This window comes from Cyanobacterium aponinum PCC 10605, assembly GCF_000317675.1.
GTDB lineage: Bacteria > Cyanobacteriota > Cyanobacteriia > Cyanobacteriales > Cyanobacteriaceae > PCC-10605.
Map to the genome: position 1 here is coordinate 1,350,090 of NC_019776.1, position 15,680 is coordinate 1,365,769.

The window sequence follows — 15,680 nt, forward strand, 5'->3', positions numbered from 1 at the left end:
GGTTTGCCCTCCCCCCTAAATAAGTGGGATAAAGGGGGTTTTGCTCTTTGCCCAGAGAGTTGTCAACTACTCATCCATGTCAAAATTATCATCATCGGAATCATCCCCTGAACTTCCGAAACTGACGTTATTAATCTCTAATTCAGCTTTGACTTTTTCCTCAATGGCCTCGGCAATTTCGAGATTTTCCTCTAAGTATTTGACGGCATTATCTCGACCTTGAGCAATGTTATCACCTTCATAGCTGTACCATGCCCCTTTTCGGTTAACAATGTTGGTTTTTTCGGCTAAGTCTAACAAACAACCAATACGAGAAATACCAGACCCAAAAATAATGTCAAATTCAGCTATGCGAAAAGGTGGAGCAACTTTATTTTTAGCCACTTTTACTTTTGCCCGAATTCCGTATTCCCCTTCGCTACCCTTTTTCAAGGTTTGAATACGACGAATATCTAAACGGACAGAAGCATAAAATTTTAAAGCTGTACCTCCTGTAGTTACTTCTGGACTGCCGTAGCTAATACCGATTTTCTGACGTAGTTGGTTTAAAAAGATGACTGTTGCTCCAGATTTACCAATATTTCCCGCAACTTTTCTTAATGCCTTACTCATCAAACGAGCTTGTAAGCCTACTTGTAAATCTCCCATTTCTCCTTCTATTTCTGCACGAGGCACAAGAGCGGCAACGGAGTCAACTACAACAATATCTACGGCGGAACTACGTACTAATTGATCGACAATTTCTAAAGCAGATTCACCGTTGTCAGGTTGAGCTACAAGTAAATTGTCAATGTCCACTCCTAAAGCGGCAGAGTAAGTAGGATCTAATGCGTGTTCTGCATCTACAAAGGCGGCGATGCCACCAGCTTTTTGAACTTCTGCGATCGCATGAAGGGCAAGGGTTGTTTTACCTGAGCTTTCAGGACCATAGATTTCAATAATACGACCTTTAGGCAAACCGCCACCGAGGGCGAGATCCAAGGTTAAAGCACCGCTAGAGATGGTTTCTACCTTCATTTTTGCGGCATCTCCAAGACGCATTATTGAGCCTTTGCCAAAACTACGCTCAATCTGATTGAGGACGAGGTTTAATGCTTTTTCCTTATCGGGGTTTTGAGCCATTGTACTTGTAGCCATAGGTTTTTTCTGCTGTCTAACTCTCTCAATGATAATGTAATTTTTTTCTCTATGTGACCTTTATTTCAGTCTCAATATTTTTGAATTTTATCTTATTTGGTACATAGGTATTGTCCTTCTATCTTAGCTTATTTTTTCCCAAGCAAAAGATTTTTATGGTTCTTTTTTTGAGTTAGATGTTATGGGGGGATGAGGGGAGAGGGTGAGAGGAGGAAATTAACTCTTAACTCTCAATTTTTAACTGAAATTTATTCACTATTCACTATAAACTATTTACCTTTGCCCCTTGCCCTTTGACCTTTTTTCTTTGTCCCTTAACTCAAAAGTTTCATATCGACCTCAGTTCGGTTTAAGAATATTGGATAAGGGTAGGTGTCAGGTTTCAGGTTGCAGGTTGCAGGTGTTGAGAGAAAGTAATAAGTAACGAGTAATGAGTAATAAATAATGAGTGTTCGGGGTTTTTAATTCCTAATTCTTAATTATCAACTATTCACTATTTACCTTCGCCCATTGTCCTTTTAAATTTTCTCCTTGCCCTTTGCCTTTTTCTCCATCATTCATAGATGAAAATTTATCCCGAACTCAGGTATATCGAACAGAAGTTAAGTTAATAATTCTCGAATTTTGAGATTTAATTCTTTTAGCCGAATCGGCTTACTTAAATACATATCTGCCCCTGCCTCTAAACATTTTTGCTCATCTCCTTTCATGGCTAGGGCAGTTAACACAATTATTTTACATTGATCTAAAAGGGGATTTTGGCGAATGATTTTAATTAATTCTATGCCCGAAATATTTGGCATTTGAATGTCTGTAATGATTAAATCAGGATAGTGAGTATTGAGAATATTTAAGGCTTCTTCTCCGCTATTGGCACAGACTAAAGAAAATCCATTAGCTTCTAAATAACTGTAAGTGGTAAGCAGATTAGGACAATTATCATCCACTAATAAGATAGATATTTGTTGATTATTTTCTCCTTGAGAGTTTTGTGAAAGGGAATCTTTTGATTTTTGCGAAGAAATATTAGTATCGAGTTGATTAATTTCATAGGGAAAATCGACCATAAAGCAACTACCAACCCCAAACTCACTGCTTAATCCTACTTTTCCTCCATGTAAATCAAGAATTTGTTTCACTAGAACTAATCCTAAGCCTGTACCCTCAAACTGACGATTTAATGAAGCATCTAATTGTACAAAAGATTGAAACAGTTTACCTATATGTTCTTTTTTAATACCAATTCCCGTATCCTTAATGGCAAAACGCAAATAGTTTTTCGTTCTCTCTTTATCTTCTTCTGAAATTACTGACACTTTAAGAGTAACTTTTCCCCCTTCTGGAGTGAATTTGACAGCGTTATTAAGTAAATTAATTAAAACTTGACCTGTACGTCTTTCATCTGCCATAAAAGGAGTTAGATTTTCAGGAATCTGGCTAGTAATTGTGATATTTTTTTTCAGGGCTTGTTGTTTAACGAAAGATAAACTATAAGAGCATATTTGTTTGACATTCAAGGGTTTTATGTCTAGCTCCATTCGATTGGATTCAATTTTGGCAAGGTCGAGAATATCATTAATTAAGGAAAGTAAATGAGAACCTGCGGTTTCAATGGTTTTAAGTGCTTTACTTTGTCGAGGATTGATCTCACCATATACTTGATCTTGCAAAATTTCAGTCATGCCTAAAATCGCATTGAGAGGAGTTCGCAATTCATGACTCATATTGGCTAAAAACTCACTTTTAGATCTATTAGCTATTTCTGCTTTTTCTGTCGCTATTTGCAATTCTTCATTTTTTTGACATAATTCTTCTTGAGCTTTTTTCTCTTCTGTTATGTCGCTATTAATCCCCACCAGAGTAGCAGGATTTCCTTCCCTATCCCTTTGTATTTGTGCGATCGCCTTTATCCAACGAATTTCACCATCAGGGCGAAGAATGCGAAACTGGGCAGAAAAATCTCTTTTTTCTCGTAAAACCAAAGCAAATTTATTTTCGACGAGGGAAATATCTTCGTGATACACACAGGCAATGAAATCAGCGTAAGTGAGAGAAGATTGTCGCTCACCCATGCCAAAAATTTCATACATTTGTTGATCCCAGTGTAAACTAAAACTTTTAAGATCTAGCTCCCAAATGCCATAAGCTCCTGCTTTCAGAGCTATACGGAGGCGATGGGTTAAATCTTTTAATTGATTTTCTGCTTTCAGACGCTTAGTAATATCTTGAACAATACCCAAAACACCAATTAATCGTCCTTGAAGATTTCGTAGAGGTACTTTACTGGTTTCTAAGCAAATATTCGTGTCATCAACTAAAGAAACATTCTGTAATTTGAATAAAAAACTATCTCCAGATCCGATCACTTGTAAATCTTCTTCTTGAATCTTTTGAACAGTAATTTCATCCCAGAGCAAATCTGCATCGGTTTTACCAATTATCATTTCAGGATTATCAATATCCAAAATCTGTGCGGCCGCAGAATTCATTCCCTGATAAACTAACTGATTATCTTTCCAAAAAACCCCAATGGGTAAAGTTTTTAAGATGGTGTCCAGTAAATTTCTTGATTCTTGGAGAGCTTTTTCTGTATTAATTCTATCTGTAATATCTGTCGAAATTCCGCAAATACCATATACTTCTCCCGCTAAATTCCGAAGGGCAAACTTATTCGATAAAAAATGCCGTTTTTCACCATCAGATAATACTGTTTCTTCAAATTGTAGCCTTCCACCAGACTCAATTAATTGTTGATCATTTGCCATAATGACATTCGCCATTTCTGGGGGAAAAATTGCCTTATCTGTTTTGCCTAAAATATCATCAGCTTTACATTTTGCACAATCTAAAAAGGCTTGATTAACTAAAATATGCTTTCCCTGTAAGTCTTTAACATAAATAACAGAAGGAGAATAATTGAGAATTGCTTGTAATTTTGCCTCACTGTCAAAGAGTTCTTGTTCAGTTTGTTTTCTCTGGCTAATATCTGTAAAGTAACCTAAGATTTCAATGGGTTTTTCTTCGCTATCCCGAATAACAATTAATTCATCTGAAATCCAAACATAATGACCATCCTTGTGACGCAAACGATATTCGTGGGTCATAGAATTAGAAATAAATACTTGTTCAATATTAGCAAAAACTCTGTTTTTGTCTTCAGGGTGGAGTAAATCTAGCCAAAGGGTAGGGTGATTAGTAAAATCAAGGGGGCTATATCCTAAAACTTGGGAAACTCTTTCACTAATAAAAGTACATTGATAATTATTATTGGGTTTTGTGCTGTAAATAACAGCAGGACAGGAGTTTAAAAGATAAGCAAAACGTTTTTTCAAGGCAATAATTTTTTGCTCTGCTCGTTTGCGTTCACTAATATCAATAATGGTGCTACGACTACGAATATAGTTACCATTATCATCAGTGATTATCTTAGTGCTAATGGAAACAGGCAGAATAGTACCATCTTTGATAATCATTTCCAATTCCGTATCTTTGATGTCGTTTAAGCATTCTTTTTGTTGCATTAGACGGAAAATATTATGAACTACGCATTTCCGCTACGCTGAGAAATGCGTTTCTGACGCTTCTTCGCCCCAATTTGCCTCATGTTTCCACACTCGGTAGAGCTTGACGACTCTGCGTCTAAAGAGGCACGTTCCATACCCCTGATGTAATTTTCGATGACCATAGCGGCAGCAGTATCACGATTAGTAGTAAATCCACAGTTTTCGCACTTATGCACCCTCTCAGATAAAGATTTTTTCTTTTGATGTCCACATTTAGGACAAGTCTGAGAGGGTTTTACTTTGCGAGTAGGAATTTCTATGTACATTCCTCCTGCTTCTGTTACCTTATAAGCAATCATGGACTTGAGTTCTCCTATCCCTACATCTAAGATAGAGCGATTAAGTCCTGTTTTTTGCTTTTTACGTTTACTACCTTTTTTAGCTTTTTTGGTCATTCCCTTGATGTTAAGTTGCTCTGTACCGATGAAGCTATTACGGCTAACGATTTCTACCGATACTTGATGATGCCAATTGTGCCGTTGACGAGCAACTTTACTTTGAATTTTACCTACGGCTTTAGCAGACTTTTTCCATCTACAAGAGGCTTTTATCCCTTTACGGGGATTTCTTTTTTTCCTAGCTTTCTTTGCAACTTTATTGATTTTTTGTTGAGATTCTTTTAAAAATCGAGGATTTTCGATAAAATTCCCCGATGAATCTGCTATAGCATCATTTACCCCAAAATCAAGCCCTATTACTCCCTTATCCGTTTGATAGCGAGTAGGGATACACTCTACCGTGATTGATGCGTACCATTTTCCTTGTTTGTACAGAATCGTACAGGTTTTAGGTTCACCCCAATCTCTAGCTTGTCCACGCATCTTAATTTCTCCTAAATTTGAGATTTTAAGCCTACCGTGCTTTCCGTTACTTAGAGCCTTCCATCCTGCTTTACAAGGATATGTCCATCCTCTGTAATGTCTAGCAGACTTGTACTTTGGATAACCCGACTTTAGTTTAAAAAATCGCTGAAAGGCAAAGTCAACACGCTTTACCGTTGCTTGGAGAGCATGAGAACCTAGCTTCTTGTATTCTATCCATACTTCTTTAAACTCAGGTAAAGAATTTTGTTGCTCAAAATAAGTCACACTTCTACCATATCGCTTATATTGCTCCCTGCGATGAGTGATACACGCATTATAGAGATCCTTGTGCAATCTCCGCCAATAGTGCATTTTCTCGTTTTGAGCTTTATTCGGATATAGTCTAAATGTAACTCTTTTTATAGCCATCTATAATCAAAAAGTTTTGCTAAGATATTCGTTATTATATCATGCAGTTGGGGGATTGTGTATTGAAACCCAGAAAAAGCTCTCATAGTGTTTTTAGCGTTCACTTACATCTAGTTTTTGTCACTCATTATCGGAGAAAAGTATTAACAAAAGAAATGATTGTAAGACTAGGAGAAATGTTAGAACAAGTAGCAAAAAAGTTAGATTGCTTTATCTTAGAATTTAACGGTGAACCAGACCATGTACATATTTTGCTAGACTTGCATCCTAAAAATGCTATCTCCACAGTCGTCGCTTGTCTAAAAAGCTCAACGGCTAGAATGCTAAAAAAGGAATTTCCTCAAGAAGTAAAAAAATACTATTGGGGGAAAGTGTCTTTCTGGTCTGGTTCTTATTACGTAGCTAGTACGGGTGGTGCGACTATCGAAAAGCTCAAAGAATATATAAAAAATCAGGAAGGGGGAAAATAAAATTAGGTGTTGCTATCCTTCCCCAATCCGCTTACAGCTGAGATTGGGGACTGCCGCAACGGACGTTCAAAAATAATACGACTTTTTTCGCTCAGAAAAGAAGTAAAAGGTTGTCCAATCATTTCTTCTCGACTGTAACCAAGCCATGTTAATTCTGTGTCATTAACTCGAATAAATTTTCCTTCTCGATCTAGGGAATGATAACCACAAGGAGCGTTATTATAAAGATCTTTAATATCTGCGATAACCTTCGTCTTTTCTGCCTCCTGTCTTTTTCTTTCTGATATATCAGTGAAGTGGCCCACAACTTCCATTGGATTACCAGAATCATCCCTAATTAAAACTAATTCGTCTCTAACCCAAACATAGTGCCCTTCTCTGTGACGTAAGCGATATTCTCGTTTCAGGTATCCATGTTCAAATAAATCAGTAATTTCTGCAAAGACTCTTGAAGCGTCGTGGGGATTAATATTTTCCTGTAAAAAATCTTTTTTCTCTAGTAAATATTGAGGAGAATAGCCTAATAAATTTTCTACGCCCTTACTAACATAAGTATATTGATAGTTTTCTTCAATTTGTGAGCTATAAATTGTGGCGGGAGTGTTCTCCAATATAAATTTAAGACGTTCTCTCAGTTCTTGATTTTCTAATTCTATTTGTTTTTTTTGGGTAATATCTTTTGACACCCCCAATAAGCCGATAACTTGACCCTGTTTGTCTTTTACTACGGATAAACGTAATTCTACGTGAACGACATTACCATTTTTATGGCGACAGGCAAGTTCTAGTTGATGATTTCCTCTTTCCAGTAAGACGGGAATTATATCTTTTGTTGGTGTTTCTGAGTCATAGTAGATAATACCTACTGGTTGACCGATAGCTTCATCTTTACCGTAGCCGTAAACTTCTTCGGCTCGATGATTCCAGTCGGTAATAATACCATTGATATTTGTTGCAATTAAGATGTTATCTGTGTCTCGCAGAATATTCTCCTGAAAGTATTTCCGAGATATTTTGTTCTTGGATTTAAACGGTTTTTGTTGGGATATTTGAGGAAACGGCGATCGCTTCTTTTCTATAATTTGCTTAATTTCTGTGGCTATTTGCTGAGGGGATTGGGAAGGATTAAAAATAATTCCTCCTGCACTTTTAAGGATTTGTAGTCCCCTTTTGCCGTCTTCGGTTTGGGATGATAGTTTTATGGCAAAAGTGTTAATAGCCTGTTCTTGGGCGAAAGAATCTAAAAGAATATCATTGGGAAAATTAAAAGGAAGTGCGATCGCTTCTTCCGCATTAAGTCTTGTTAAAACACCATCTTTAACGACGTATTTATGATTATTGGACAATAAGTATATGCTGCCCACTTCTATAGAGTTAGAGGTTGTTGGTTTGACTAACTGATAGTTATTGCAGTCTATAAAAGAATCTAAATCATAACCATCACCATATGAGAATGAAGAAGCACCATGTTGAGTAATAATTATAGAGATATTTTGAGCTAAAAATAAAGAAGATAAATTAGCTAATAACTCTTCAAAGTAATTATAATTTTCAAAAGAAATATTTGGGATGACCAAATAAAATTGCTCCATCATTCTCTTCTCGCTCCATGATTTTTTGATGGATTATCATTAATTTATATTATAGTAGATACTTGATTGATTGTAAAAAGTTGAACAACTATAACGTAGGATTGTCTTGGTGTGATCTAAAAATATAATTCAGAAAAGAAAACTTAATTTTCTATTTTTTCAAACAATGAAAATACATGATCATACCTAATTAGGGGTTAGAATTAAGATAAAAAAATATGGACAAAAAAAGTATATAATTTGGGCAGTTAAGTTTTTTCTCTTTATTTTTATGAGAGTAGGCTAAGAAGTATGAATTTCAATTTTTATTAATTCTTAAAATGATTCAACCGCTTATCTGTTGCCTGTTGCTCGTTACCTGTGTTGTTCATCAGCCTACCACCCCTTGACGACTTAGATGCGTTCTAGCTTATTAGACCTCTTGCAAAATAGAAATTAAAATAAAATGTGGACATTTTCATAGTGAATCTTATCACTGTTCCCTGTTTCTTCTTTCCTGACTTCTGAAAGAAGTCTATTGATTTATCTGATTGCTTATCTTCACTGGTATCAAGTTTATGATTTTAAAGACGGTTTCTCCTTTTATTTCCTTTTCCGAGGGTGTTAATTTACTTCAATCAAATCTTCAGGAGCATAAACAGTGGTTACAAAATACTGCTGATGAAATGAGACATCAACAAGTGGGAGATACAGTAACCTATGTAGTTAATCGTAATATTAATTTTACGAATATTTGTGAACAACATTGTAGTTTTTGTGCTTTTCGACGTGATCAAGGAGAAAAGGGGGCTTTTTGGCTAGAAATTGAGGATATTATTGCTAAATCAACGTTAGCGGTGGAAAAGGGAGCAACGGAAATTTGTATGCAAGGGGGTTTAAATCCTTTGGCAAAGGTTGATGGTAGCAGTTTGAAATACTATTTAAAACTTGTTAGTGCAATCAAAAAATCTTTTCCTCAACTACATTTACACGCTTTTTCACCCCAAGAAATACAGTTTATCGCCCGTGAGGATGGTTTAACTTATGATGATGTAATTGTTGCTTTACGTGATGGAGGAGTCAATTCGTTACCCGGTACAGCGGCTGAAATTTTAGATGATACTGTGCGAAAAATTATTTGTCCTGAAAAAATAGATAGTCAGACATGGATGGATATTATCTCTAAAGCCCATCGTTGGGGATTATACACTACTAGCACAATGTTATGTGGTCATATTGAAACTTATGAGCAGGAAATGTTACATTTGACAAAAGTGCGATCGCTTCAAGAATTAGCTTTAGAAAAAGGTTATCCTGCCAGAATTACAGAGTTTATTTTGTTGCCCTTTGTGGGGGAATACGCTCCTCAACCCCTAAGAAAAAGAGTCGGTAAAATTCAACCTGATTTAGAGGCCACTCTCAAATTAACAGCCGTTGCCCGTTTATTTCTCGGTGATATTATTCCCAATCATCAGCCCAGTTGGGTTAAATTAGGTTTACATGGTGCAATAGAAGCTCTTTCATGGGGTTGTAATGATATTGGTGGTACTCTTATGGAAGAGCATATTACCACTATGGCTGGTGCAAAAGGTGGTACTTGTTTGGAAGTTAAAGAAATACAAGATGCGATCGCATCTATTAATCGCCCTTTCCGTCAAAGAAATACCCTTTATACCTTAGTTTGAAAGGAGAATATCTAATTGAACCTAAGTTCGGAGTTAGGAAAGAAGTGTCAGGTTGTTGTAGGTGATGGAGGGATGAGGGGATAGGGGGAAGTAGGGGCGAATGGCCATTCGCCCGTACAGGAGCAATGATTGTTCAGAGTTTTTAATTCTTAATTTTTAATTTTTGATTATCAACTATTCACTATTCATTATTCACTATTCACCTTTGCCTCTTGCCCTTGGTGTGAGAAAAATTAGACTAACTCATTTTGAATTGCCCAGCGAGATAATTCTGTGCGATTATGTAAACCTGTCTTGTTTAACATATTAGACACATGACTTTCTACAGTTCTTTGACTAACACCTAATTCTTGAGAGATTTCTTTATTAGACAAACCTCTAGCCACCAGATTTACAACTCTAGTTTCTGTGGGGGTTAATTCTACACTTTTTGGTACTTGAATTCTTAGAGCCGGGTCAATTTTTTTCTGACTGCTTCCCATTAAGCGCATTGTTTGATTTAGTGTTGACTTTACTTGGGCGACTAATTCATCAGGCTCAAAAGGCTTCACCATATAAACATCTGCCCCTTGAGTTAAGCCTTTAATTCTGTCTTTACTTTGCCCTTTTGCTGAGAGAAAAATAACAGGTAACCATTCTAAACTCGGATTTTGTCTGATTTCTTGAACGAAGTTATAACCATCCATTTCAGGCATCATCACGTCACAAATGATTAAATCTGGAGTGTCTTGTTCAAGAATTTTTATTGCTTCTCTACCATGATTAGCTGTGATTACTTCATAACCATTAAATTCGAGATAGTCTTTGACTAATAGAATTAGGTTAGGATCATCATCTATAAGGAGTAATTTTTTAGTTTCTGAGTCTTTCATGATTTTCGTAATCAGTTTTCTTCATTTTTAGTATCTTCAAGACAAAGTTGTGATGTGTCTGAAAATGGCCAAGGATGTTTATGAAACACATATTCTTTTACCATTTTAACCTGAGTTAGGGATAAATTTTCATCTATGAATGATGGAAAAAAGGGCAAGGGGCAAAGGTAAATAGTGTTGGGGTGAATAGTTGATAATTACTCGTTACTCATTACTCCCTTAAACCTAACACCTGCAACCTGCAACCTGAAACCTGACATCTATCCTTATCCAATATTCTTAAACCGAATTGAGGTTAACTATTTGTTATCCCTATTTCCTCTCATTCGTTTTCATGTTAGGATGTGCTAAGAAAATTAAAAGCTGAACAATCAATAGCTTAATTCTTTAAGAACTGATTATGACTACAAAAATTGAGGGTAGTAACTGGAAAGTCTCATGGCAATTTTTAAGCCTGATTTTAGCGTTGACTTTCGGAGGCATCGGTTTCGCCGCTACTTCTGTACTGTTGCGATTGCCCACTAATCCTAGTTGTAGTAAGGTTTCCCTTTTTTTTAGTTCCGCTACTAATCGTATCTACTGTGCCCAATTGAAAGCGGAAAAAAATACTGTTGATGATTTATTAGATGCGATCGCACTTTTGCAGGTACTATCGGAAGATCATCCTTTAAGAAATGAAATAAATCGTCACATTAGTGAATGGTCTAATGATATTTTGATTCTGGCACAAAGTAAATTTGATCAAGGAAATTTAGAAGAAGCGATCGCAATTGCCCGTAAAATACCCGAAGATGTGGCAAATCGCACCATGATAGAGGAAAAAATCAGTGAATGGGGTGAAATTTGGCAAAGTGCGGAAAAAATCCAGGAAGATGTAGAAGCAAAATTAAGAGAATCCCAGTGGAATCAGGCATTCTTAGAAGCCGTTAACTTGTTGAATGTAGATAACGAATACTGGCAAACCACCAAGTATCAAGAAATTGTCAAAACCATTAATCTTGCTAGAGAAGAAAGCAAACAATTAGATGGTGCATATGTTGCCCTAAGACAAGGAGGAGTTGATAATCTGCTCAAAACCATTGAAATAGCATCCATCATTCCAGCAACTAGCTATTCCTACAATGAAGCAAATAAGTTAATCGAAGAAGCAGAAAATAAAATTGTGGTCATAGTAGAAGAATATTTAGTAGATAACGATTGGAATAATCTCAGTAACCTAGCCAGTCAAATTCCTGAAAAAAGTCGTCTTAAAAATCAGGCAAGAGATTGGAATATTTTAGCCAGTGCAGGAAGAAATGCTAATCTTGGCACAGTTTCGTCTATGGAATTAGCCATTGCCGAAGCCGAACAAATTCCTAGCGATAGTAAGCTATATCTTCAAAGTCGAGAATTAATACAAAATTGGATTGCCCAAAAAGAAGATTTGGTTTATCTTGCTAGTGCCAGAGAAATAGCGAGATCTGGAGAAATAGAAGATTTAAACGCTGCGATCGCCAAAGCAGAGTTAATTGGCTCAGAAAATCCCCTTTATCGAGAATCTAGGCGAGAAATAAATAAATGGCAAAGAGAAATACAAGTCATACAAGATCGCCCTATTTTGATTCAAGCCAGACAAATAGCTGAGGGTGGCAATGTTCAATCATGGCAAAATGCTATCAATACAGCCACTCAAATCAAATCCAATCGAGCCTTATACAGTGAAGCTAGTGATCTAATTCGTCAATGGCGTCGTAATATAGAAAGAGTCGAAGATCGTCCCATACTAGATCAGGCGATCGCACTTGGTAGCAACAACAACTATCAACAAGCCATAAATGTAGCCAGTCGTATAGGTAGAGGCAGAGCTTTATATTCCGAGGCTCAAACCAATATTCGTAATTGGCGCCGAGAAATAAATGCCCAAGAAGACTTAGAAAATGCTTATCAAATAGCACAAAACAGCGATCCTCAATCCTTACTCCAAGCCATAAATATAGCCCGTAGAATCCCCTCTAATAGTTCTGTGGGATACCAAAGTCGTCAGGCAGTTGAACAATGGTCAGAACAACTACTTAATAATGCGATGAGAATTGCTGAAACTTACTCCCTGTCGGCTTTAGAAGATGCTATAAACATCGCCCAAATGATACCGAGAGGCACTCCTGCTTATAATACAGCTCAACAACGAATCAAAACTTGGAAAAGAAATTTATTTCCGGGTTTTAACGGTGAAAATCCCTCTAATATTGAAGAAGTTCCCTTACAAGAAACAAGTTACTAAGATTAATTTTTTTTAACAATTAGAGTCATTATTGAGGGTTTTTTCCGTGTAATATATACAATGATTAACCATCGGCGACTATTTATTAATAGCTAGAAATTATGAATATTTTAATCAAAAAACCGATTTTAGTTGCAGGCATTAGTCTTTCCTTTCTACTATGGATAGGACAAAAATTGACTAATTATTGGGATGAAATCGGGAATGTCAGTATTTTTAGCTTAATTTGTCTTGGTGGTTTATCTTATTTTTTACAACAAATTGGTCGGAAAAAATCAGTTAATCAGCTTAATTTGTTAGATATTACCATCAATGATTTAACCGCAAAAATAGCATCTATCAAAAATCAAATAGAAGCCTTAAATTGTGAACTAAATGAAATAGAAGAGAAGGATAATCAAGACGCAAAAATTAATATAAAAATCAACAATTTTCAGCAACAATTAAATACTATCCAACAGTCATTTCCTCGGAATAATCTTAACATTGCCATTTTAAATTTAAGTCAAAATACTAATTCTTTTGCTCTGTCTCAAGATATAGAGAAAAAAGTTAAAACTCTAGTTAATTTTCATGGAATAAATGATGTTTTAGAAACTTTTAATAACGCAAATAATTTAACTAACTTAGTTTTGGAATATGATTTATTGTTATTAATTATTAGTGAAGATTTAACCCAATCCCAAAAGGAAATAATTTCTTACTGTAAAAACCAACAACAGAATTTAATTATAGTTTTTGATGATATTAATTACACTTTACAAGAAGAAAAGAAACTAATTTTGAATAGTCTTAAAAAAGCTCTTGATTCAGTTATAGAAGAAAAATATATCATCCCCATATCCAGTAAAAAACAAACTATCAAGGTAAGAAGATATGAAGAAAATAGTACCTATAAAGAATGGGAAGAAACTTTCAATGCAGATCATGAAAAACTTATCGAAACTCTCTTAATATTAACGGAAAAAGAATTAGGTAAATTAACATTATCCACAACCTACAGACAAGCAATTAACGTAGAAAAACAGATAAGAGAAGAATTAAACGCTATCAGAAAAAACAAAAGTTTGAAAGTGGTGGAAAAATATCAAATGGTTGCGGCAACAGCTACGTTTGCAAATCCCGTTTCGAGCTTAGACTTACTAGCAACTGCGGCTATTAATGCTCAAATGATAGTTGATTTAAGTAAAATTTATCAACATCCTCTATCTCTCAATCAAGCACAACAAATATCTTTAACATTGGCTAAAGTAATGCTTAAGTTAGGCATTGTGGAAATTTCTAGTCAAACCATTAGTGCTATTTTGAAGACCAACATGATAACCTTTGTCGCAGGGGGATTAATTCAAGGTATTAGTGCCGCCTATCTAACTCGTGTTTGTGCTTTGAGTTTAATTGAATATTATGAAGTGGCGGACTTTACTGTTAATGACAACATAAATATTAGTAAATTAAAAGAGAAAATACAACTAATTTTTGAGCAGAATAAAGAAAATAATTTCTTGAATCAATTTGTTAAAAAGACATCTTTATTACTAACCTCAGTTCAGCCTAAGAGTATTGGATAAGGGCAAATAAATATTCGGTATTACCTTAGTTTTACTTAGGATTGCCAAAAGGGCAAAGGGCAAAGGGCAAAGGGCAAACCCCCCTTTATCCCCCCTCGAGAGGGGGGAGGGCAAAGGTAAATAGGTTATAGTTGATTATAAATAATAAAAAACACCTGACACCTGCAACCTGAAACCTGAAACCTATTTTATAGCTCCGAACTCCAAACACTGAAGCTATTTAAAATCCCCAGCGAAAAACTGTTGCTCCCCATGTTAAACCTGCACCAAATCCAGAGGTAACGATGGTGTCCCCCGTTCTAATTTTTCCTTTGCTAACGGCTTCATCTAAAGCTATGGGAATAGATGCGGCGGAGGTATTGCCATATTCGCTCAGATTTGAGATTACTTTCCATTTGGGGATATTAAGTCTTTCGGCTACTGCATCGAGTATTCTTTGGTTTGCCTGATGAAGAATCAACCAATCTATCTTTTCTGTGGTTAAGTCTGCTTTGTAAAGAGCTTTTTCTATGACTTCGGGAACTTTATTGACGGCAAAACGATAAACTTCTCTTCCATTCATCGTAATGGGGTTATATTTTCCCTGAGTAACTTGATGATTATTACCTAATTTTTGAGTTTCTCCTGTAAAGGCAAGATTCAGACAACCGTTAAGTGTTCCGTTACTACACATTTCAAAGCCTAACAGGTTATCTTTTTCCTCGCTACTTTGACAGACTACTGCCCCAGCACCATCACCAAATAAGACACAAGTAGTGCGATCGCTCCAATCAACCCAACGAGATAAGCAATCAGCACCCACCACAAGGATATTCTGATAAACTCCATTGCGTAAAAATTGGGAAGCAGTATTTAAAGCAAAAACAAATCCTGAACAAGCGGCAGTTAAATCAAAAGCAACAGCACGGGAAGCCCCTAACATTCCTTGAACTTTACTAGCACTACCAAACAGATCATCTGGAGTTGAAGTTGCTAATATAATCATATCAATGTCTTCGGAGGTTAAACCCGCATTGAGAATAGCTTTTTCCCCGGCTTTCACCGCTAAATCACAAAGAGATTCAGAGGAACAAATATGGCGTTTTTGAATACCTGTACGAGTTTTAATCCAATCGTCAGAAGTATCAACTATTTTGCTTAAATCGTGATTATCTAGGATTTGTGGGCTAGTGGCTGAACCGCTACTGATGATCGTTACCCCTCGTTTTATTTGCTCCAATGATTTTCTCCTTTTTTGCGATGATGTTAATTATTAATTATCGATTATTATGGTTTTATATTAATTATTTAGACTATCATACCACCCTACTTTCACAACAGCG

The 15,680-nt window shown here is 35.9% G+C and carries 10 protein-coding genes; 4 read left to right on the forward strand and 6 right to left on the reverse strand.

Annotated features, from left to right (window positions below; translation table 11 throughout):
• Positions 1-66: 66 nt before the first annotated feature.
• The 3 genes from recA to CYAN10605_RS05615 form a co-directional block, all read right to left on the reverse strand.
• Positions 67-1,137 carry a recombinase RecA gene (gene recA / locus CYAN10605_RS05605; RefSeq protein WP_015218968.1) on the reverse strand — a complete coding sequence of 357 codons (1,071 nt, stop codon included), beginning with the start codon at positions 1,135-1,137 and terminating at the stop codon, positions 67-69.
• Positions 1,138-1,739: 602 nt separating this feature from the next.
• A complete protein-coding gene (locus tag CYAN10605_RS17770; RefSeq protein ID WP_015218969.1) occupies positions 1,740-4,658 on the reverse strand; it encodes a PAS domain S-box protein in 2,919 nt (972 codons plus the stop codon).
• Between the two features lie 20 nt (positions 4,659-4,678).
• Positions 4,679-5,932: an RNA-guided endonuclease InsQ/TnpB family protein gene (locus CYAN10605_RS05615; protein WP_015217944.1), complete on the reverse strand. Its 1,254-nt coding sequence runs from the start codon at positions 5,930-5,932 to the stop codon at positions 4,679-4,681.
• Between the two features lie 41 nt (positions 5,933-5,973).
• On the opposite strand from CYAN10605_RS05615, the gene tnpA reads away from it, so the two are divergent.
• Positions 5,974-6,402 (forward strand): IS200/IS605 family transposase, encoded by a 429-nt coding sequence (tnpA, locus tag CYAN10605_RS05620; RefSeq protein WP_015217945.1) that lies wholly within the window; start codon positions 5,974-5,976, stop codon positions 6,400-6,402.
• A 2-nt stretch (positions 6,403-6,404) separates the two neighbouring features.
• Here the strand turns inward: tnpA and CYAN10605_RS05625 are convergent, their stop codons facing one another.
• Positions 6,405-7,997 (reverse strand): PAS domain-containing protein, encoded by a 1,593-nt coding sequence (locus CYAN10605_RS05625; RefSeq protein WP_015218970.1) that lies wholly within the window; start codon positions 7,995-7,997, stop codon positions 6,405-6,407.
• Between the two features lie 554 nt (positions 7,998-8,551).
• Between CYAN10605_RS05625 and cofH the strand changes: the two genes are divergently transcribed.
• Entirely contained in the window at positions 8,552-9,658 is a 1,107-nt protein-coding gene (cofH, locus tag CYAN10605_RS05630) for a 7,8-didemethyl-8-hydroxy-5-deazariboflavin synthase subunit CofH (protein WP_015218971.1), read from the forward strand.
• A 233-nt stretch (positions 9,659-9,891) separates the two neighbouring features.
• Here the strand turns inward: cofH and CYAN10605_RS05635 are convergent, their stop codons facing one another.
• Positions 9,892-10,530, reverse strand: a complete 639-nt coding sequence (locus tag CYAN10605_RS05635) for a response regulator transcription factor (protein WP_015218972.1) — start codon at positions 10,528-10,530, stop codon at positions 9,892-9,894.
• Positions 10,531-10,930: 400 nt separating this feature from the next.
• Between CYAN10605_RS05635 and CYAN10605_RS05640 the strand changes: the two genes are divergently transcribed.
• On the forward strand, positions 10,931-12,790 hold the full coding sequence (locus CYAN10605_RS05640) for a hypothetical protein (RefSeq protein ID WP_015218973.1): 1,860 nt from the start codon (positions 10,931-10,933) through the stop codon (positions 12,788-12,790).
• 101 nt (positions 12,791-12,891) lie between these two features.
• Complete coding sequence (locus CYAN10605_RS05645; RefSeq protein WP_015218974.1) at positions 12,892-14,358, forward strand: YcjF family protein; 1,467 nt, start codon at positions 12,892-12,894, stop codon at positions 14,356-14,358.
• Between the two features lie 220 nt (positions 14,359-14,578).
• Here CYAN10605_RS05645 and CYAN10605_RS05650 read toward each other — a convergent pair whose 3' ends face one another.
• Positions 14,579-15,577: a beta-ketoacyl-ACP synthase III gene (locus CYAN10605_RS05650; protein ID WP_015218975.1), complete on the reverse strand. Its 999-nt coding sequence runs from the start codon at positions 15,575-15,577 to the stop codon at positions 14,579-14,581.
• Positions 15,578-15,680 lie beyond the last annotated feature (103 nt).

Excerpts from the sequence above, each read along its gene's own strand:
- recA (WP_015218968.1), bottom strand. The coding sequence starts at position 1,137 with ATGGCTACAAGTACAATGGCTCAAAACCCCGATAAGGAAAAAGCATTA.
- CYAN10605_RS17770 (WP_015218969.1), bottom strand. The coding sequence starts at position 4,658 with ATGCAACAAAAAGAATGCTTAAACGACATCAAAGATACGGAATTGGAA.
- CYAN10605_RS05615 (WP_015217944.1), bottom strand. The coding sequence starts at position 5,932 with ATGGCTATAAAAAGAGTTACATTTAGACTATATCCGAATAAAGCTCAA.
- tnpA (WP_015217945.1), top strand. The coding sequence starts at position 5,974 with ATGCAGTTGGGGGATTGTGTATTGAAACCCAGAAAAAGCTCTCATAGT.
- CYAN10605_RS05625 (WP_015218970.1), bottom strand. The coding sequence starts at position 7,997 with ATGATGGAGCAATTTTATTTGGTCATCCCAAATATTTCTTTTGAAAAT.
- cofH (WP_015218971.1), top strand. The coding sequence starts at position 8,552 with ATGATTTTAAAGACGGTTTCTCCTTTTATTTCCTTTTCCGAGGGTGTT.
- CYAN10605_RS05635 (WP_015218972.1), bottom strand. The coding sequence starts at position 10,530 with ATGAAAGACTCAGAAACTAAAAAATTACTCCTTATAGATGATGATCCT.
- CYAN10605_RS05640 (WP_015218973.1), top strand. The coding sequence starts at position 10,931 with ATGACTACAAAAATTGAGGGTAGTAACTGGAAAGTCTCATGGCAATTT.
- CYAN10605_RS05645 (WP_015218974.1), top strand. The coding sequence starts at position 12,892 with ATGAATATTTTAATCAAAAAACCGATTTTAGTTGCAGGCATTAGTCTT.